This window comes from Clostridium chromiireducens (assembly GCF_003575225.1).
GTDB lineage: Bacteria > Bacillota > Clostridia > Clostridiales > Clostridiaceae > Clostridium > Clostridium chromiireducens.
The window spans coordinates 371881-390216 of record NZ_QXDJ01000003.1 but is presented as its reverse complement, the minus strand read 5'-3'; the positions used below and the strand labels follow the sequence as shown (position 1 = coordinate 390216).

The window sequence follows — 18336 nt, the reverse complement described above, 5'->3', positions numbered from 1 at the left end:
TAATTTATATAGGAGAAATTATTTTATGATAATTAATACTTTTGATGATCAAACAGAAGCTATAATTAGTCCTGAAAGTTTTTATGGAGAAAAAGAAAAAGTATGTGAGAGTTGTATTATAACTTTTTCATATGTTGTAATAGAGAATGTTTTACAAACATTTAGATGTGAAAAAATTGATGATATAGCGTCAGCTAATGGATTAACTCCAATTTATAAATTGAATTATAAAGGAAAAGAAATTGCATTTTATATGACGATGATTTCGTCAACAGGTGCAGGGACATGTATTGAAGAAGCTCATTGCTTAATTGGTGCCAAAAAATATATAATGTTTGGTTCTTGTGGTTGTTTAGATAAAGAAATTGCTGCAGGGAAAGCAATAATTCCAACAGAAGCCTACCGTGATGAGGGTTTTTCTTATCACTATGTTCCAGCGGCCGATTACATTACAATTAGAAATGCTGATATTGTTGCAAAAGCTTTTGAAGATATGTGTATTCCTTATGTAAAGGGGAAAACATGGACAACTGATGGTATTTATCGCGAAACAAAAGCTAATATGGAAAAAAGGAAAAAAGAAGGCTGTATTGCAGTAGAGATGGAATGTGCTGGTGTACAGGCTGTGTGTGACTTTAGAGGACTTGAATACTATGATTTCTTAATTAGTGGAGATTTACTTGATTCGCAGGAATGGGACCGAAGAATATTAGGTGACGATGAAGAAAGAAATCATCAGTTGAAAAATTTTTATATAGCTTTAGAATTAGCTTTGAGAGTTTAATAAATATTAATTTATAGTGGAGTTTTATGGAAAGATCAATTGCCTCATCAATGAAAAGGAGTTAATTATGAACATTATAAATACAAGAAGAATGGAAATAGAAAATATTCCAGCGATTTTATGGGGAAAACCTTCAGATAAAATATATATATTTGTTCATGGAAAAATGTCAAGTAAGGAAAGTGCATATGGATTTGCTGAGATAGCAGTCGAAAGAGGATATCAGGTTCTTAGCTTTGACCTTCCAGAACATGGTGAACGAGAAGATAAAAATTATAAATGCAATGTTTGGAATGGGGTACATGATGTTGAAATAATTGGAACATATGCACAACAAAATTGGAAGGAGATAAACTTATTTGGATGTAGCCTTGGTGCGTATTTTAGCTTACTTGCATATAAAAATTTTCCGGTAAAAAAATGTTTATTTCAGTCACCTATTGTTGATATGGAACATTTGATAAATAAAATGTTCAAATGGTTTAATGTCACAGAAGAATTTCTTAAAGAAAAAGGGGAAATATTTACGCCAATTGATACTCTTTCATGGGATTACTATTGCTATGTAAAAAAACATCCAATTGATAAATGGAATATACCTACTGAAATTATTTATGGAACAAAAGATAATTTGCAAAATCGTGCTACTATAGATAGTTTTGCAAAAAAGTTCAGTAGCAACTTAACAGCATCACTAGGAAGTGAACATGATTTTCATACGAAGGAGCAATCACAAGATGTTGCACAGTGGTTAAGAAAGTACATTTAATAGGATTTATATAATATAGGAGGAGAGTATATGACAAATAATGATATATTGAATATAGCTATGCAGCAGTCTGCCATCGATAGTAACTGCCATATGGATGACTTTAAAAGATTTGAAAACAAAGTTGTAATTTCAAGATGCAATCAAAATGCAAGAAAGTATCTTGAATTACCTTTTTTATGCGACTTAACTTCGTACGGCAATAATATTGTTGCTTCTGTTTCAGAGGAATTATCAACAATCGTTACTGAGTATATCAAGAGATAATGTTAAGGAGATTAATATGAGTCAATAAATTTCTACATTCCACAGAGTATTTTGTGTTTAATTAAATAAAGGGGGGAACCGTATTTTGTATAGCATTAAAGAAAGTTCAAAAGATGAAGAGGATTTAGTTTGGACTGGAATAGCTGTCATTTAGCACATTTACAAGCAAAAGATTTTTATTTAAAGAATGGATATGAAGTGTTTGGTGAATTAGATAATGTTCCTTTAGGACATAAACGATATTATATGAAAAAGATATTATAAACTGAAAGAAAATATAACTAATACCTAATGTAGATTAAGGCGTACATAAATAAGCAGGAGGAAGCCGAATATGAAAATTTATCTTATTGAAGAAAGTACAAGAGAAGAATATGATTTGGTTGATAATGGGATAGTTGAATATAATTTATCCAAAGTTCCTTTTACAAAAGAACATTCTTCTATTTCAATTAATAGAGTAATAAAAGATTTGAATGGAGATGCATTAGCAGGAATAAATAGTCAATTATACTTTTCGAATTGCTTACATGTAGATGTTTTATGGGTTAAAGAGGAGTATAGAAAAGAGGGATACGGTTCAGTACTTTTAAATGAAGTAGAAAAAATTGCGAAAGAAAAAGGATGCAATTTAATTCACTTAGATACCTTTGATTTTCAAGCGAAAGATTTTTACCTTAAACATGGATATGAGGTTTTTGGTATATTAGATGATTACCCAATGGAGCATAAACGTTATTATATGAAAAAGAATATATAGTTCAACATATTATTAAAGTGTGTCGCAACAGTAAATTATTATGAATTAGTAAAATAACAGTACAATTAAAATAATACAACTTTTAGAGGGGCTAATATGAATATAGTTAATAAGACGATATTTTCTAATGATATATTTGAGAATATAGAAAAGAAAGATTCAATAATAGCAGTATTATTCTTTCTTATTCTTTTTATAACCACTTTTGCACTTTTTTATATAGTGAAAGTTTCACCGTTATTTTCATTAATTAAAGAAGAAACAAATATGAGGTATCACTTATTATATGGTTTAATTATGGATTTACCTGGATTATTAGGGGTATTATTAATTTTAAAATATAGAAAACAACTTATATCTACTATTGGTATTAGAAAGAAAGGGACAAAATTTTCTATATTAATAGGCAGCATATTACTTTTGTCAGTATCAGTACATTTTGTTATAAATAATGGATCGATTGAACAACTTATATACAAAACTTTATTCTATATAATTTTTGTTGGATTTTATGAAGAATTAATTTTCAGAGGATTTTTATGGCCAAGATTAGTAGTAGGTTTAGGTAAGGTGTTAGGAACTATTATTAGTGGAATATTTTTTGGAGCAATGCATATACCAATGGATATTGTATATAACAATAAAACATTTTATGATACGGTTGTACTTGGTAACACTTCAAGCATTGATATTGGAGGTGGAGTAATAGTTGCTTTAATATTTATATACATTTATACTCGAAATAACAATATTCTATTGCCTTCATTTGTACATGGTATATTAGATATGTTATAAGTAACAACACATAATATGTAAGTACTATGAGTTTTTATTTGAAATATGCAAGAATTGCATATGAAGAAATGTTAAATACTATTCTTCCAAATTCAGATTATGTTATAGATAGCAGTATGCAGTTAGACGAAATTGTCAAACAAATTATGAATATAATAAAAATAAATTATGAGTGCAAAACGAAGGAATGTAATTCGTAATGTTCTTAAAGTGTTCCTCAAAAGTAAATTATTGTGAATAAAGAAGGAGACGTTTTAAATGATTATTCGTAAGGCTAAATTAGAAGACGCCAATAATTTATTAAGTATGTTATTGTCTTTGGATAAAGAAACTAACTATATGTTGTTAGAACCTAATGAAAGAGACAATGATGTCAGCAGAGTACAAGGAATGATACAGCAGAGTATCAATGGTTCTAATCTTTTATTAGTTGCAGAGGACGAAGATAATATCGTAGGTTTTCTTTCTGCTCAAAAGGGGATTTTGAAAAGAATTAAGCATACAGCGTATATCGTTGTTGGAATCCGTGAGATTCATCGTGGAAAAGGAATTGGAACAAAATTTTTTTCTGAATTGGACTTATGGGCAAAAGAAAATTTAATTACGAGACTTGAATTGACAGTAATGTGTCCTAATATTGTTGCAAAACATTTATATGAAAAGAATGGATTTGAGATAGAAGGTATAAAAAAGAGATCTATGTTGGTTGATGGTGAATATGTAGACGAATTTTATATGGCAAAGTTGTATTGATAATATAATTTAAAGTAGTAACTATTACGTGATTTACTTATAGAACTAAATGTTAAATTAAGAAAGGTGAAAAATATATGATGAAAGCACAGATTAATCTGATTACGATTTGGACAAATGATATAGATAAAATGAAAAATTTCTACAATCAAGTTCTCGGATTTAGAATTGAAAATGACCTTGGTAATTATGTTGAATTTGAAAACGATGGAGCAAGGTTTGCTATTTGTATGAGAGATGTTATGTATGTGTATAGTAGCGAATATAGGAAAGAGTCATTTGGACAAGGCTTTGAACTTGCTTTTACATGTGAAAATCCTAATGATGTTGATGAATCATTTAGGGACTTAATCTCTAAAGGAGCAACCTCCGTTCATGAACCACAAGATATGCCTTGGAATCAAAGAACAGCACTATTTGCTGATCCAGATGGAAATATACATGAAATTTTTGCGGAAATTAATTAGTACGTGGTTTTCTTAAATTGTGTCACAATAGTAAATTAAGGCGTCACAACTATAACATTGCAAAATAAGGAAAGTTTATAAGGGGAGATAGGTAATGTTTTTATTAGGCAAGATAATCCGTTCGTTTATTAAGGAAGATGTATACATTGGATATTCAATTGAAGAAGTATCAAAAGTAATAAATATTCTAAAAGAGAACAATATCGAATATACTCACGAAGCAATAAATGATTCAAGATATGGTGATAGATTTAGTTTAAGTAGGGTTGGAGTGAACATAGACTATCAAATCCAGTATACTATTTCTGTTCGCAAAAGTGATTATGCTAAGGCAAAATATCTTGTTAATAAGGTTTTGCACCCATAAAATGTCATAATAATAAGTTGATGAATAGGAAAATACAAATTGGAGGGAATAGCATGAATATTTGTTTAGTTGAGAAAGATATAACAGAAATTGAACTAATAAAGCCATTATGGGAAAAACTTAATTCAATACACTATAACAAATCGGTTTATTTTAAAAGTAAATATGAAAAATTCACTTTTGATAGAAGAATGGAATCTATTCATAAAAAGGCACAAAACGGCATTATAAGGATTGATATGCTTTTAGATAATGAAACTGGGAATTATATAGGATATTGTTTAAGTTCCATTGAAGATAATCTAGGAGAAATAGAATCCATATTTATCGAAAGTCAGTATCGTAAGTTTAAATTAGGGGACAAACTTATGAGAAGTGCTTTAAATTGGTTTGAATTAAATTTAGTAACATATATTGAAATTAATGTAGTCTATGCAAATGATGAGGCATTACCCTTTTATGAACGTTATGGTTTTCATATCGGAAATTATATTTTAAAAAGAATTTAAGACGCAACATTCTTAAATTGAGTCATAACAGTAAATTATTGTGGCTCAAAAGAATATGAAATTGAACATATTAAAAGGCCCGCAAAATGTGAGAAGTGAAGCTCCTTGAGAAAGAACTTCACTTCTTATTTTTTTAATATATACTTCTATTTAATCGCCAAACCAATCCGTTTCTTTTAGCGATTTAGTTCTACCAATATATTATGAACTATTATTGCGTAATATATAAACAATAAACAGAGATAGTACAGGTGATCATCGGTACTATCTCTTCACAGAGAGTTAGATTTTAACTTAGTTTTAATTCATTTATAATAATTGCCACATATTAAAGAAAATATACATATGATAGAGCCAATTTAGATTATCTCGATAAAATTTGTAAAGTTTTAGAATGTGATCTTAATGAAATGATGAAGAGTTTACCAGATAAAGTAGTGGATTATTTACTTTCAACTTTAAAGTCTCTTAAACAAGCTACTATATTACTTTTACTACGGTGAAAATTAACACATTCACAACACTTACCATGTCTTTCACAAGCAACGTTTGGGCATGTACAATTTTTTTCGTTACAACCAGCCATCTTGAATACCTCCTATTTAGTTAAATTAATTATCTTTAGTTTATTATAAGTGTAAAGTTGATTTTAAACAATATGTAGTGAATACTTGGTAATTAGTGAAAATAATGTTCTTCGAAAATTGAATAATGCTGTACTTACAAAATATGTTCATGAAAAATGAACAGTGTAGTATTTAACAAATATGCTATAATTTATTAATAAAGGTGATGTTTCTTATTTAAAGGACATAGGTTCTATTATAGAATCTCCTTCATCCTATAAAATCTAACTGCTTATGAGAATCTGAAGCTTCATGCTGACTATATGGGATTAACAGATAAAAATATAATAGATGAGTGTTTAGACAAAATGGATCTTTTAAGAGATAGAGATAAGAAAATTAGAAATTTTTCATTAGGAATGAAGCAAAGACTTGGTATAGCATGTGCAAATGTTCCAGTCAAAAGTATTAAGATTTATGTTAAACTTTTGCTAGAAGGAAGTCGTACTATTGATCAAAGAATTAATCTCATTAAAGAATATAAAGAAAAAATGATAAAAGATCTAGAAAGCATTCAAAATGGATTGAATCTGATACATTCGAAATTAAGTTTTTACGAAAAAATTAAAAGCCAGAATTGTATTGACCTCACATATTTAGATGAATGGAAGATGTTTAAAGAAAGTGAGTGAATTTATGAATACAGTTTTAATTACTGGAACTACCAGTGGAATTGGTGAGGCATTTGCTAAAAAATTTGTGTTAGAAGGTTATAATGTTATTTTGGTTGCCAGAAATCACGAAAAGTTAAGATTACAAGCCAAGGAATTAAGTACTAATAGAAATATTAAATATATCACGTGCGATCTGAATAATGAAAATGCAGTAAATATAATAGAACAAAGTATAAAAGATTGGAATGTAACAATAGACATTTTAATTAATAATGCTGGCTTTAAGTAATTATACCCGGTTGGTATAATAAAATTATGGTGGCTTGTTCTAAAATACTGCCTGTAAGCATTTTAAATAAGATGACTTTATGGATGATGCGATAGGGTAATCTATTAAGTTGAATGAAAGGGGAACATTATGAAAACAAAATTTATGTTAATAATATCAATTCTTATATTGGTTGTCTCAATCCCTTTTTTATGGAATAATAATACTCATATAATAGGAACTGTTTTATTGATGACTTCAATTATGTTAAATCTTATTAGAGCACTTATTAATTTATGGAATGAGCGAAGATTAAAGTAAGTCGTCTTATTATTAAAGTGTGTTACAACTGAAATTTATTGTGAAGTTTTGGAGGTAAGTATGGAACAAAAAAGAATAGCTGGAGAAAAAGCAACAGAATATATAAAAGATGGAATGATATTAGGGTTGGGTACTGGTTCTACAGCTTATTATATGATTAAAAAGGTTGGAGAACTGGTTCGAAGTGGTATGAATTTAAAGGCAGTTGCAACTTCAAGAAATACAGAGAATTTAGCAAAAGAATTGAATATTACTCTAGTAGATATAGACGAAGTAGATAGAATTGATTTATGTATTGATGGTGTTGATGAAATAGATAAACATTTTAATGCAATTAAAGGTGGCGGTGGAGCATTATTTAGGGAGAAAATTGTTGCTAACTTGGCCAATGAAGTAATATGGATTATGGATAATAGTAAGTTAGTTGATAGTATTGGAGCGTTTCCATTACCAATTGAAGTATTACCTTATGGTTATACACAAGTTATTAGAAAATTAAAAAGTTACTCTTTAAATCCTGCAATAAGAGTGAAAGATGGTAATGTTTTTATATCTGACAATGGTAATTATATAGTTGATTTGCATATAGGAAACCCAATGGATATTAATGATGTTTATGATAAAGTGAGTGGACTAACAGGAGTTTTAGAAACAGGATTATTTATTAATATGTGTAAGCGCATTATTGTTGGTACTGATAGTGGTGTAAAGGTTATTGAAAATAGCTTGATTTAGTAGATTGACAGAAAGGAAGAAAAATTTAGATGGCAAAAAGTGAAAAAAAGGTATTCTATTGTAATGTTGAACTTACAATAGACATAATTGGGGGTAAGTGGAAGCCGCTTATTATTCATCATATAGGGAAATCTGGAGTTATTAGATATGGAGAACTAAAAAGAAAAATTCCGAGTATCAATGAAAGGGTATTATCAAGACAGCTTAGGGAACTGGAAGAAAATCAATTAATTATTAGAAAGGTTTATGATGAAGTGCCTCCTAAGGTAGAGTATTCAATAACTGAAATAGGCAAAACACTAGCACCTATTTTAAATGATTTAGGTAACTGGGGTAAAAAATATAATGAAAATATTAAGTATGGAAAAGTTGATTTCGAGGATGACTGTGAAGAATATAAAAATTCATAATAAATTAGCCACGCAATACGTTAACTCGTAATGCGTTTTTTTTTGCAAAATTGTACATAAATGACCGTACGGCTAATAATGTCAGTACTTGTTGAGTGATATGATAGGATATATAATGTAGCCATTAGTAAATTTAAAGAAAGAAGGTACTTAAAATGGATGCAATAACAATGATAAAGGAAAGAAGAAGTGTAAGAAAATTTAAAAATGAAAAAGTAGATAGAGAAACTATGAAAGAAATAGTTGATATAGCAAAATGGGCTCCATCATGGGTAAACTATCAAATAGCTAGATATACATTAGTTGATGATGAATCAATAATTAAAGAGCTTGCAAATGAAGGGGTTAATGGCTTCGTTTATAATATAGATACTTTAAAAAATGCAAAGGGTGTTGCAGTGTTAAGTTTTGTTCAAGGGAAAAGTGGTAAGATAAATGAAGCATATGTAACATCAAAAGCTAATGTTTGGGAAGTATTTGATGCAGGTATTGCATGTCAAACATTCTGTTTAGCAGCACATGCCAAAGGTGTTGGCACATGTATAATGGGAGTTATAGATGAAAAATCAATATCAAAAATAGTAAATTTACCAGAAGAAGAAACAGTAGCTGCACTTATCGTTTATGGTTATGAAGATGGAGAACATGCAGCGCAAACTCCAAGAAAAGATGCTGAAGAAATAATGCGTTTTGTAGATAGATAAAGTTAATATCTAACACATAATTTAAACTTATGAATATAACTTACCGAAAGAATGTATACTCTGTTGTTTCGGTTTCTAGATAATTAGGCTGTGGGAAATGGAACTCGACTCACATTCGTTCCCTGAGTAAGTTCGAGTAACCAAATACAAGATTTGGACTCTTACTTAAAAGCAGAAGTTGCACCCATTTGAGCATGCTCCTTTGGCAAGCAAATGACAAGCTCAAATGGAACAACTTCTGCTTAAGAAATCCTACAGCCCAATTATCAATGAAACACTACAACAAAAGAGTACACATTCTTTCTGGTATTGGATATACTTCAAGTCATAAATCAAATTTAAGATTTGGATATCTATAAAGATATAAAAAGTATGGTGAAATATCACATTATTCGGAAAGAGAGTGTGGTATTTTTTTATGTGCATTCTAAAACATTAATACTTATTAAAGTATGTAAAAATTTACAAACTATGTTATGGTGTGATTAAAACTACTTGGAGTTATTGTATTCCAAAGAATATGAAAGGGTAGTGCGTAATGTTGTTTAACTTATGTCAATTGGGTATAATAAGAAGTATATAAGGAAGCTCTAGCAGTAAAAGTGGATGCATCAGATATAAGATTTATATTATAGGCACTAAAAGGTTGATCCGATAGCTAGCATCCGTAACACCCCCACTTCTTTAAGTGGGAGATAACGGCTGCACGCTCCTGGACATTGTGACCCTTGAGGTTATAAGTTCAACTAAGATTCAGATGGGGATCAAACCCCACCTGAATCAAGTTTCACTTGATAATTTCCTATACATAAATAAGGTAGGTGATATACATGAAAAAGATACCAATAGGAATAAGTGATTTTAAAACATTAATAGAGGAAGATTATTTATTTGTTGATAAATCTGAATTAATAAAAGAGTTTTGGGAAAGTAACGGGCAAACTATATTAGTTCCAAGACCAAGAAGATTTGGTAAAACTCTTAATATGAGTATGTTAAGATATTTTTTCGAAAATAGTAATGAAGATAATAATTATCTTTTTAAAGGACTTGAAATAGAAAATCATAAGGATATTATGGAGCTTCAAGGAAAATATCCAGTTATATATTTAACTTTTAAAGATGAAAAATATAGCTCATTTGAATATTTGCAAGCTGGTTTAAGAAATATATTAGGTAAATTATATCAAGATCATAAGTATTGTTTAAACGCAGATAAGATGGATGCTATAGATAAAAAATACTATAATTCAATAACAAATAAAGAAGCAGATATAATTGATTTGTCTAATACGTTAAAGAAATTATCGGAATATCTGTATGATTATTATGGTAAAAAGGTAATAATTCTAATAGATGAGTATGATGTGCCAATTCAAGCTTCTTATATAAATAACTATTATAATGAAGCTATAGAATTTATGAGAAACTTACTAAGTGGAGCCTTTAAGGATAATAATTCTCTTCAAAAGGGAATGATTACAGGGATACTTAGAGTTGCTCGTGAGTCTATATTCTCAGGATTAAACAATCTTAAAGTTGAAAGCATTTTAAGTTATAATCTTTCTGATAAATTTGGATTTACTGATTCAGAAATTGAACAATTAGTTTCTGATTATAATATAAAAGAAGAGCTTAATAATATAAAAGATTGGTACAATGGTTATTATTTTGGAGAAACTACCATTTACAATCCCTGGTCAATATTAAACTACTTATCAAGCCCTAAAGCAGGACTCAAACCATATTGGGTAAATAGTAGTTCAAATGACTTAGTTGGGATTCTTTTATCAAAAGGATCTAACGAAGTTAAGAAAAACCTTGAGGATTTAGTTAATGGAAATAATATAGAAAAAGTAATAGATGAAAATATAGTAATGGAAGATATAGAAAAATCTGCTGATAATTTATGGAGTTTTCTATTATTCACAGGATATTTAAAAGTTAACTCTAAGAAAAGAAAGGGGTTGAAAGATTATTATACTCTTTCAATACCTAATTTAGAAGTTACAACACTTTACTATGATTTAATTGAAAAATGGTTTGAAGATACAATAACTAAAGAAAATTATGAGCTTATGATAAATAGTCTTATAAATGGTGATATTAAAATCTTTGGCAAGCTATTAAGGCAATTTGTTTTAAAAAGCATAAGTTACTTTGATGTAGGTGGATATGAGGGGGAAAAGGTTTATCATGCCTTTGTACTTGGAATGTTAATATCCCTAAATGATACCCATGAAGTTTTATCCAACAGGGAAAGTGGCTATGGCAGATACGATGTAATGATAATACCAAAGGATATATCTAAACTTGGTATCGTTATAGAATTTAAAAAGTTAGATCCTGACGATGATGAAACATTGGAAGAAACAGCAGATATAGCTTTAAAGCAAATTTCTGACAAGAAATATATTACTACATTAGAAGCACGTGGAATAAATAATATGAAAGAAATTGCTATAGTATTTAAAGGAAAAGAATTATATATTAAAGAAAGATAAATGTAGTAACAAAGAGATAATATATAATAATAGCAGAAAAAGCATTGACTTTCTCTGCCATTTTTTTGTTATCAAATGTAATTTATTATTGTATTATTAAGTTATAAAAATTTAAAGTTGTCTGCTAGATACAATTTTAGATGATTAAGCAAAAATTCAGTACAGTATTAGAATCTGGGGGGAAACATGGGAAAAGATTTTATAATAGATGAGAATATGTATGGTTATTCATTAGAGAATGTAGGAGGAGCCTCGGTTCATGTAGAGCACTGTTTTGTGAGTGGAAGTGGAAGTGTTTTTCCGCCTCATTGGCATGAGCAACTTCTGCTAATGTATATTAAAAAAGGGGAATTGCTGCTTAAGTGTAGGGAAGAAAGAATTTTAGCAGAGCAGGATTCAATTGCTGTTGTGAACCCAAATGAAATACATTCCATAGAAACTTTAAATTCGGATTTAGAGTATTATTTAATAAAAATTGATCTTTTGTTACTTTTAGGAAACCAGTCTGATTTACAGCAAAATATATATACGGAGCCGCTTTTAAAAAACCGCTTATTGTTTGAAAATAAAATCAACTATGATGATTATATATTTGGAATCATGAACAATATCATTGAAGAGTTTCAAGAGAAAGAAGAAGGCTATGAACTTGTAGTTAGAGGATTAGCCTGTCAGATATTGATAGCTCTTTTGAGGCGGCATAAAAAGACAGTACCAGATCAATCAGAATTGGATATGCAGTATAGAAGATTGAAGCAAATCAAACCAGCTATTACATATATGGAGACGCATATGGCAGAAAAAATCACTCTTGTAGAGCTTTCAGAAGTAACGCACTTAAGCCCTAACCATTTCTCTAGAGTTTTCAAAATCGTGTCAGGATTTTCACCAATGGAATATCTAAATAGAATAAGGGTTCAGAAAGCTGCTCAACTTTTGCTAAATACTAATAAAACTATTGTTGAAATCGCTATGGACACAGGATTTAATGATGGGAATTATTTTAGCAGAGCTTTTAAGAAATGCCGTAACGAAACTCCTAGTGAATTTAGGGAAAGGTATTTAAGAGGATGAAGAAGTTAAAACATTTGTCTCCTGATTTTTCTTTGTAAAAATAAAAGTGAGATGATTATTTAAAGCTTTTGATCATAAGATTATGCTAATATCTTATACAAGAATAAAAAGACATTCTACTAATGGAGTGTCTTTTTTCTTTCTAAATGATAGAATTGTGCTATATTCTGATTGAATAATTCATGAACCTGAAATTTAGATATGATAAATTTATTATAGAAAGTGCAAAACACTTTTAGGGGATATTAGCCAATAGTCTCCTATAGAAAATAACAGAGATACTATAGCTAAAATAAAAGAAAAGAGGGATTATAATGCGTGTATTTGTAACAGGAGCGACTGGATTTGTTGGCTCTGCTATTGTTCAGGAATTAATTAATAATGGGCATCAAGTAATTGGACTTGCCCGTTCAGAGAAGGCGGCTAAGTCTCTTATAGAGGTTGGCGCTGAGGTACATAAAGGCGATCTTGAAGATCTAGAAAGTTTGCGCAGGGGAGCGGCCCTTGCAGATGCTGTAATTCATACAGGATTCAATCATGACTTCTCAAAATTTAAAGAAAACTGTGAAAAAGATAAGAATGCAATAGAGGCTTTAAGTTCAGTTCTCGCTGGATCTGACCGCCAATTGATTGTTACATCTGCTATAGGAATTCTTCCTAAAGGTAAAATTGTTACAGAAGAAACTTTACCAGTCTCTGGGACTAATGCAAATCCTCGAGTAGCTTCAGAAGAGGCTGTAGCTTCTGCTATAGCACGAGGTGCAAAGGTGTCAGTAGTACGACTTCCTCCATCTGTTCATGGCGTGGGTGATCATGGTTTTGTTTCTAACTTGATTGGCATTGCCCGCGCAAAGGGTATTGCAGCCTTTGTAGATAAAGGGGATAACACTTGGCCTGCGGTTCATAGATTAGATGCGGCTCATCTCTTTAGACTTGTTCTTGAAAAGGGAGTTTCAGGAGTGTATCATGCAGTAGCTGAAGAAGGAGTTCCTTTTAGGGAAATTGCTAATGTGATTGGTTGCAGACTGAACATGCCAGTTGTAAGCAAAACCTTGGATGAAGCAAATAATTATTTTACATGGTTCAATCATTTTGCAATGATGGATATTATATCTTCTAGTGATATAACTAGAAAACAGCTTGGGTGGCATCCTACACAACTTGGTCTTATGGAAGATCTTAATAGTTCGTGCTATTTTGAAATGTAAACTAGCGCCGCATTTGTGGCGTCTTAATACTTTAGGCATGAATTCTAGGAAAACTCATGTTACTAGAGAAATCATTTATGTAAAAATATAAGGAGAAAGAAATATAATGGAAAAAACAAATAGATTAAGTTTAAATAAAGCAAGTAGAGGATTAGTGATTTTTGTTCTCTCACTTACAACTCTTATGTCAGCTATTGATACTAGTATTGTAAATATAGGATTACCAACTATAGCAAGAGCATTCAATGCCGATTTTGCAAGCTTACAGTGGATAGCACTTAGTTATCTTCTGGCAGTTACGTCTCTTATAGTGGGTATAGGACGAATAGGAGATATATTTGGTAAGAAAAATATTTTTATTTATGGAATTATAATATTTACTGTGGCGTCCTTGTTATGTGGAATTTCAACATCAATTTATGAACTGATTATATTTAGAGCTTTGCAAGGAATAGGTGGTTCAATACTTGTAACATTATCGTTTGCAATTGCAGGAGATTTGGTTCCTAAAGAAAAACTAATACAAAGTATGGGAGTACTTACGTCAATGCTGCCCATAGGATTTGCTCTTGGACCATCCGTTGGAGGTTTTTTAATAAGCTTATTTGGATGGAGATACATATTTTTTATTAACATACCAATGGGGATTCTTGCATTAATATTGACTACAAAATTTCATGAAATTCCAATATCTAAAAAGAAACAAAAATTTGATTTTTTAGGGATGTTAATATTAACTTCCACGCTTATTTGTTATGTCCTTTCTGTAACATTAGCGGAAGAACAGGGATTTAGTGCTGAAGTTATTATACTTGCAATTGTGGCAATCATTGGAATAATACTATTTATATTTTTAGAAAAAAACAGTACTTTTCCTTTGATAGATTTAAAAATATTTAGAAACAGTGTGTTAAGTTCAAGCCTTGTTATAAGTATATTAGTTTATACGGTTATATCAGGAGCTGTTGTTATTCTTCCTTTTTATCTCCAACAGGCAAAAGGATTTACAACAGCGTCATCAGGACTATTAATGATGACTGGGCCTATAGGGTGTGCAATTTTTACACCTATAGCAGGAAGGGCTGCTAAACGCTTTGGAAATTTTACTGTTATGATATTTGGAATCTTAGCCTTGTGTATAGGAACTTTGCTGATGTCCATGATGAATTTATCTTCAAGTGCTGTGTTATTTGCCATAGTATTGTTCGTATTTAATGGTGGCCTGGCATTTTTCCAAACACCTAACAATGCTTCTATTATTTCTATGGCAAAACCTGAGCAGCGTGGACTCGCATCTGGTCTTCTTAACTTATCGCGCACTATTGGACAAACTACAGGGGCTGCTGTAATAGGTGCAATATTTTATCTTTTTAATAAAACTAAAACAATGGATAGTTCAAGTCCTGAGAATATCACAGCAGGTATACACAATACTTTTTTAATTGCGGCACTGATAATGGCTTGTGGATTAATCATAGGAGTAATAGCACTTTCCTCAAAAAAAGAACGAGGGGACAGCCAGATTAGAGAGAGTTTGTTTTGAAATATAATTTAATTTAACTATTATATTTCTATAAGAAAATAATAATTTTATACAAAAGATAGGTCAATCCACCAACCATCTGCTCCAGAAGCTCTTACTGGTGTGTTTGGATCTGGATTTGTATTTTGTGTACCAATCTCTAAAGTTACTAATATTGGAACTGCAGTAGTGTTGTTATAAAGGACAAAAGCAGGTGTTTCTTCATTCGCATTGCTGGAGGATAGAAATATTGTGGAACCTACTGCAATGCGTAGTCGAAGAAAACTGTTAGCAAAATAATACCGTATCCTATTAATAACCAATTGCGTCCCACTAGGTATATTTATAGAAATACGTTGCAAATTTCTAAATGAGTTAAATGGTATTCCAGAGTTAAAATTATCAGCTCCACCTACATCACCGCTAACTTGAAAGCGAGTAGTTGGATCTGGCCCAGGAGGCCCTTGAGGCCCTTCTGGTCCTTGAGGTCCCCGAGGTCCTAGTTGTAGCCTCACCCACCATTTTCCAGTATCACGATAAAGAATACCTTGCTTAGTATCTAAATAAAGTCTGCCCTTAATTTTGGGTGCAGGTCTTTCTATGATAGGCCCTTCTTGGATAGAAGGAGTACCACCTGCATTAATAACAAATGGACACTCGATAAGTTTATCATTCGTATCATCTTTATTATTTAATTTATTTGTACTCATAGATGCACTCCAATCAATAATCTTTATATAGCTTATATGTTAACTATAAAGTTTTTGGTATCAATAATAAGTGTATGAAAGTGCATTTTGATATATTACTAAACTATAATAACCTTTGAGTTTACACTAACATTCTATATTGCAAAATAAGAATATATTTTTTTAACAATGCAGATAATAGCAATATCATCAAAGTTATAATTCCTATACCATTCGAAGAACCTAAAAATAAAAATGGGATATATAGTTATTAATTAATCTATATATCCCACTATATTATTATACTATATCAAACAAAGCCTTGATTTTTACTTATTTTTAATTCTGTTTACTAAAAATTAACCATTAACAGCATTCAATTTTATCTATACAATTTAAAGCCTTTTCTTTAGCAACCTTACATCCGTTTTTAACACCTTTTTCATAGCCTTCCTTGAAGCCCTCTTTTACACCTTTTTCATAGCCTTTTTCAAAGCCTTCTTTTTTACCTTTTTCAAAGCCTTCTTCAAAGCCTTCTTTTCTACCTTTTTCATAGCCTTTGCGGAAGCCTTTCTCTAAGCCCTCTTCAAAACCTTTATGGAAACCTTCCTTTTCTCCAGCTTCTAAACCTTCACAATATCCTTTTCTTAAACCTGCATTAAATGCTTCCTCTAATGCATCAGCTGTTGGATAATTTCTCTTTCCACAGCAAATATCTTTTTTTTCTTCGCAATCGTCTTCTTTTCCATATACCATTAATTCATAATCTCCCATTTTTTCATCCTCCGTATAATTAATTTACTTATTATAATTAATTTTATAATATATATTATGCTGAATATTTTAATTTGCTATTAATTTTAAGACTATTATAGTGAAAAAATGCTTGAATAATTTTACAACTGAATAAAATAAAAAAACATTTATAATAAATCCTTGTTATAATTGAGTTTGCTCTTCAAGAATTATTGATAATTATAATTTTTTGAAGAAAAGATCCCTAATTTTTCAAAGATATATGAAGAATTCAAGAACTACCACAAGAGTAAGTTCTCGGGAACTATTCAGGAATTCTGTAATAATCTATATATCAATGTTAAATATTATACTAACATGTATTACAGAAGAGCTGTATATAACACCTGGTTCTTATTAGATACTATAAATTTAAAAAATAATTAACAATAAAAATAATTTTAAAGGCAATAAACATCAATTTATAATGTTTATTGCCTTTATTTAAGCTACTCTATGAGAATCGTCATTAGAATCTACATCAAGAGCAACTCCTAGCTTTGCTGATATTATGGTATTTAGTTTATTAATTGAAGCTGATAGTCCATTTATTTGCTTTTCTAACCGAATCAGCAAATACGCTGAAACAGCCACAGCAAATCCATTATTAACTACCAGATTAATTAAGTCATTTATTTCCACAACTCCATCACCTCCCATAATGGATATATGATCAGAAGCATATAATTTCATGAAATCAGATTAAAAAGTGATAAATAAATGAAGGCAAATTGATTCAAAAAGAACAATAGAAAATGTAAAGAAACCTAGATATAGATGGCATAAATTTAAGTATTATCCTCTGTCTAGGTTTTATTATTATGAGTAATTATTAATTGCCACCTTCATTAATTATGTGATTATAGTAATGAGCTATAGCCATATCAACTATTGTACTGACATAAGTATTTAATTCAGGGTGAATACTCTTAAGTTCATTGAGCTTTCTAACAGTGGAACTTCTAAGCATGTAAGTTCTCTTGACATCAAGAAATTCTCCATCAATTGGAGGTGCCATGCCATTTGCTATTGGAATTTTCCTTTTGCCAGCTAATATGCTGTTATCATTTGATATAGATTTATTATTTGATGAGGAAGCAGTTGTTGCATTGCCTTGAGTATTTCCATAAGAAATATTCAAATTTACAGAATTAACGGCTCCAGGTGAAGATTCATTAGTCTGATTGTTATCTATAGAAATATTTTCGTTAGAATCACCATCAAATGAAAATGAAGAAATACAATCTCCATTTATAACGGGTTCAGAAGAGAAGCTACATATTTCAAGATCCTCCACAGGAGCAAAATCATTTTTAGGGGGCTTTGATATTTTTTTCTTAGCCATAAATATAATCTCCTTTACTTAATATCATCACTTAAGATATATGACTAAGA

Annotated in this window: 26 protein-coding genes; 21 read left to right on the top strand and 5 right to left on the bottom strand. The window is 30.2% G+C overall.

The window, feature by feature from the left end; translation table 11 throughout:
* The first annotated feature begins 25 nt into the window (after window positions 1-25).
* The 11 genes from D2A34_RS13075 to D2A34_RS13030 all read left to right on the top strand — a co-directional run bounded on the left by D2A34_RS13075 (window position 26) and on the right by D2A34_RS13030 (window position 5471).
* Window positions 26-784, top strand: a complete 759-nt coding sequence (locus D2A34_RS13075) for a nucleoside phosphorylase (RefSeq protein WP_119366897.1) — start codon at window positions 26-28, stop codon at window positions 782-784.
* A 67-nt stretch (window positions 785-851) separates the two neighbouring features.
* The gene (locus D2A34_RS13070) at window positions 852-1553 is read left to right on the top strand and encodes an alpha/beta hydrolase (RefSeq protein ID WP_119366896.1); all 702 of its coding nucleotides are present in this window, start codon (window positions 852-854) and stop codon (window positions 1551-1553) included.
* A gap of 30 nt (window positions 1554-1583) precedes the next feature.
* The gene (locus D2A34_RS13065; RefSeq protein WP_079440675.1) at window positions 1584-1820 is read left to right on the top strand and encodes a hypothetical protein; all 237 of its coding nucleotides are present in this window, start codon (window positions 1584-1586) and stop codon (window positions 1818-1820) included.
* Window positions 1821-1949: 129 nt separating this feature from the next.
* Window positions 1950-2084 carry a hypothetical protein gene (locus D2A34_RS13060; RefSeq protein ID WP_423236642.1) on the top strand — a complete coding sequence of 45 codons (135 nt, stop codon included), beginning with the start codon at window positions 1950-1952 and terminating at the stop codon, window positions 2082-2084.
* Window positions 2085-2154: 70 nt separating this feature from the next.
* Window positions 2155-2580 (top strand): GNAT family N-acetyltransferase, encoded by a 426-nt coding sequence (locus tag D2A34_RS13055; RefSeq protein ID WP_119366895.1) that lies wholly within the window; start codon window positions 2155-2157, stop codon window positions 2578-2580.
* Between the two features lie 96 nt (window positions 2581-2676).
* Complete coding sequence (locus tag D2A34_RS13050; RefSeq protein ID WP_119366894.1) at window positions 2677-3375, top strand: CPBP family intramembrane glutamic endopeptidase; 699 nt, start codon at window positions 2677-2679, stop codon at window positions 3373-3375.
* Window positions 3376-3401: 26 nt separating this feature from the next.
* Window positions 3402-3575 (top strand): nucleoside/nucleotide kinase family protein, encoded by a 174-nt coding sequence (locus tag D2A34_RS26720; RefSeq protein ID WP_207652340.1) that lies wholly within the window; start codon window positions 3402-3404, stop codon window positions 3573-3575.
* A 58-nt stretch (window positions 3576-3633) separates the two neighbouring features.
* Window positions 3634-4128, top strand: coding sequence for a GNAT family N-acetyltransferase (locus D2A34_RS13045; RefSeq protein ID WP_119366893.1), 495 nt, complete (start codon window positions 3634-3636; stop codon window positions 4126-4128).
* A gap of 80 nt (window positions 4129-4208) precedes the next feature.
* On the top strand, window positions 4209-4595 hold the full coding sequence (locus D2A34_RS13040; RefSeq protein WP_119367271.1) for a VOC family protein: 387 nt from the start codon (window positions 4209-4211) through the stop codon (window positions 4593-4595).
* A gap of 94 nt (window positions 4596-4689) precedes the next feature.
* Complete coding sequence (locus D2A34_RS13035) at window positions 4690-4962, top strand: hypothetical protein (RefSeq protein ID WP_079441936.1); 273 nt, start codon at window positions 4690-4692, stop codon at window positions 4960-4962.
* Between the two features lie 53 nt (window positions 4963-5015).
* The gene (locus D2A34_RS13030) at window positions 5016-5471 is read left to right on the top strand and encodes a GNAT family N-acetyltransferase (protein WP_079441937.1); all 456 of its coding nucleotides are present in this window, start codon (window positions 5016-5018) and stop codon (window positions 5469-5471) included.
* Window positions 5472-5913: 442 nt separating this feature from the next.
* Here the strand turns inward: D2A34_RS13030 and D2A34_RS26715 are convergent, their stop codons facing one another.
* On the bottom strand, window positions 5914-6057 hold the full coding sequence (locus D2A34_RS26715) for a hypothetical protein (RefSeq protein ID WP_169896812.1): 144 nt from the start codon (window positions 6055-6057) through the stop codon (window positions 5914-5916).
* A gap of 303 nt (window positions 6058-6360) precedes the next feature.
* Between D2A34_RS26715 and D2A34_RS27235 the strand changes: the two genes are divergently transcribed.
* From D2A34_RS27235 to D2A34_RS12980, 10 genes are all read left to right on the top strand, one after another.
* Complete coding sequence (locus tag D2A34_RS27235; RefSeq protein WP_079441938.1) at window positions 6361-6729, top strand: MerR family transcriptional regulator; 369 nt, start codon at window positions 6361-6363, stop codon at window positions 6727-6729.
* Window positions 6722-7000 carry an SDR family NAD(P)-dependent oxidoreductase gene (locus tag D2A34_RS13015; RefSeq protein WP_207669019.1) on the top strand — a complete coding sequence of 93 codons (279 nt, stop codon included), beginning with the start codon at window positions 6722-6724 and terminating at the stop codon, window positions 6998-7000. Before D2A34_RS27235 ends, D2A34_RS13015 begins: the two co-directional genes overlap by 8 nt.
* 129 nt (window positions 7001-7129) lie before the next feature.
* Window positions 7130-7300 carry a hypothetical protein gene (locus D2A34_RS26710; protein ID WP_182629369.1) on the top strand — a complete coding sequence of 57 codons (171 nt, stop codon included), beginning with the start codon at window positions 7130-7132 and terminating at the stop codon, window positions 7298-7300.
* A 60-nt stretch (window positions 7301-7360) separates the two neighbouring features.
* On the top strand, window positions 7361-8035 hold the full coding sequence (gene rpiA / locus D2A34_RS13010; RefSeq protein WP_119366890.1) for a ribose-5-phosphate isomerase RpiA: 675 nt from the start codon (window positions 7361-7363) through the stop codon (window positions 8033-8035).
* Window positions 8036-8064: 29 nt separating this feature from the next.
* Window positions 8065-8445, top strand: a complete 381-nt coding sequence (locus tag D2A34_RS13005) for a winged helix-turn-helix transcriptional regulator (RefSeq protein WP_079441941.1) — start codon at window positions 8065-8067, stop codon at window positions 8443-8445.
* Window positions 8446-8600: 155 nt separating this feature from the next.
* On the top strand, window positions 8601-9149 hold the full coding sequence (locus D2A34_RS13000) for a nitroreductase family protein (protein ID WP_079441942.1): 549 nt from the start codon (window positions 8601-8603) through the stop codon (window positions 9147-9149).
* A gap of 830 nt (window positions 9150-9979) precedes the next feature.
* Window positions 9980-11653 (top strand): AAA family ATPase, encoded by a 1674-nt coding sequence (locus D2A34_RS12995; RefSeq protein WP_079441943.1) that lies wholly within the window; start codon window positions 9980-9982, stop codon window positions 11651-11653.
* A gap of 186 nt (window positions 11654-11839) precedes the next feature.
* On the top strand, window positions 11840-12727 hold the full coding sequence (locus D2A34_RS12990; protein ID WP_079441944.1) for an AraC family transcriptional regulator: 888 nt from the start codon (window positions 11840-11842) through the stop codon (window positions 12725-12727).
* Window positions 12728-13041: 314 nt separating this feature from the next.
* Window positions 13042-13935: an SDR family oxidoreductase gene (locus D2A34_RS12985; protein ID WP_119366889.1), complete on the top strand. Its 894-nt coding sequence runs from the start codon at window positions 13042-13044 to the stop codon at window positions 13933-13935.
* A 106-nt stretch (window positions 13936-14041) separates the two neighbouring features.
* A complete protein-coding gene (locus tag D2A34_RS12980; protein WP_119366888.1) occupies window positions 14042-15478 on the top strand; it encodes an MFS transporter in 1437 nt (478 codons plus the stop codon).
* 47 nt (window positions 15479-15525) lie between these two features.
* Here the strand turns inward: D2A34_RS12980 and D2A34_RS12975 are convergent, their stop codons facing one another.
* The 4 genes from D2A34_RS12975 to D2A34_RS12960 form a co-directional block, all read right to left on the bottom strand.
* Complete coding sequence (locus D2A34_RS12975; RefSeq protein ID WP_119366887.1) at window positions 15526-16167, bottom strand: hypothetical protein; 642 nt, start codon at window positions 16165-16167, stop codon at window positions 15526-15528.
* A gap of 345 nt (window positions 16168-16512) precedes the next feature.
* Window positions 16513-16920, bottom strand: a complete 408-nt coding sequence (locus tag D2A34_RS12970) for a FliH/SctL family protein (RefSeq protein WP_119366886.1) — start codon at window positions 16918-16920, stop codon at window positions 16513-16515.
* 465 nt (window positions 16921-17385) lie between these two features.
* A complete protein-coding gene (locus D2A34_RS12965; RefSeq protein ID WP_079441949.1) occupies window positions 17386-17583 on the bottom strand; it encodes a YvrJ family protein in 198 nt (65 codons plus the stop codon).
* A 190-nt stretch (window positions 17584-17773) separates the two neighbouring features.
* Window positions 17774-18286 (bottom strand): hypothetical protein, encoded by a 513-nt coding sequence (locus D2A34_RS12960; protein WP_079441950.1) that lies wholly within the window; start codon window positions 18284-18286, stop codon window positions 17774-17776.
* Window positions 18287-18336 lie beyond the last annotated feature (50 nt).

Coding starts and splice junctions, on each gene's coding strand:
- D2A34_RS13065 (WP_079440675.1), top strand. CDS start 1,584: ATGACAAATAATGATATATTGAATATAGCTATGCAGCAGTCTGCCATC.
- D2A34_RS13030 (WP_079441937.1), top strand. CDS start 5,016: ATGAATATTTGTTTAGTTGAGAAAGATATAACAGAAATTGAACTAATA.
- D2A34_RS12985 (WP_119366889.1), top strand. CDS start 13,042: ATGCGTGTATTTGTAACAGGAGCGACTGGATTTGTTGGCTCTGCTATT.
- D2A34_RS13075 (WP_119366897.1), top strand. CDS start 26: ATGATAATTAATACTTTTGATGATCAAACAGAAGCTATAATTAGTCCT.
- D2A34_RS13050 (WP_119366894.1), top strand. CDS start 2,677: ATGAATATAGTTAATAAGACGATATTTTCTAATGATATATTTGAGAAT.
- D2A34_RS26720 (WP_207652340.1), top strand. CDS start 3,402: ATGAGTTTTTATTTGAAATATGCAAGAATTGCATATGAAGAAATGTTA.
- D2A34_RS13045 (WP_119366893.1), top strand. CDS start 3,634: ATGATTATTCGTAAGGCTAAATTAGAAGACGCCAATAATTTATTAAGT.
- D2A34_RS13005 (WP_079441941.1), top strand. CDS start 8,065: ATGGCAAAAAGTGAAAAAAAGGTATTCTATTGTAATGTTGAACTTACA.
- D2A34_RS12960 (WP_079441950.1), bottom strand. CDS start 18,286: ATGGCTAAGAAAAAAATATCAAAGCCCCCTAAAAATGATTTTGCTCCT.
- D2A34_RS13035 (WP_079441936.1), top strand. CDS start 4,690: ATGTTTTTATTAGGCAAGATAATCCGTTCGTTTATTAAGGAAGATGTA.
- D2A34_RS12990 (WP_079441944.1), top strand. CDS start 11,840: ATGGGAAAAGATTTTATAATAGATGAGAATATGTATGGTTATTCATTA.
- D2A34_RS27235 (WP_079441938.1), top strand. CDS start 6,361: ATGGGATTAACAGATAAAAATATAATAGATGAGTGTTTAGACAAAATG.
- D2A34_RS26715 (WP_169896812.1), bottom strand. CDS start 6,057: ATGGCTGGTTGTAACGAAAAAAATTGTACATGCCCAAACGTTGCTTGT.
- D2A34_RS12970 (WP_119366886.1), bottom strand. CDS start 16,920: ATGGGAGATTATGAATTAATGGTATATGGAAAAGAAGACGATTGCGAA.
- D2A34_RS26710 (WP_182629369.1), top strand. CDS start 7,130: ATGAAAACAAAATTTATGTTAATAATATCAATTCTTATATTGGTTGTC.
- D2A34_RS12975 (WP_119366887.1), bottom strand. CDS start 16,167: ATGAGTACAAATAAATTAAATAATAAAGATGATACGAATGATAAACTT.
- D2A34_RS13000 (WP_079441942.1), top strand. CDS start 8,601: ATGGATGCAATAACAATGATAAAGGAAAGAAGAAGTGTAAGAAAATTT.
- D2A34_RS13070 (WP_119366896.1), top strand. CDS start 852: ATGAACATTATAAATACAAGAAGAATGGAAATAGAAAATATTCCAGCG.
- D2A34_RS13040 (WP_119367271.1), top strand. CDS start 4,209: ATGAAAGCACAGATTAATCTGATTACGATTTGGACAAATGATATAGAT.
- D2A34_RS12980 (WP_119366888.1), top strand. CDS start 14,042: ATGGAAAAAACAAATAGATTAAGTTTAAATAAAGCAAGTAGAGGATTA.
- D2A34_RS13055 (WP_119366895.1), top strand. CDS start 2,155: ATGAAAATTTATCTTATTGAAGAAAGTACAAGAGAAGAATATGATTTG.
- D2A34_RS12995 (WP_079441943.1), top strand. CDS start 9,980: ATGAAAAAGATACCAATAGGAATAAGTGATTTTAAAACATTAATAGAG.
- rpiA (WP_119366890.1), top strand. CDS start 7,361: ATGGAACAAAAAAGAATAGCTGGAGAAAAAGCAACAGAATATATAAAA.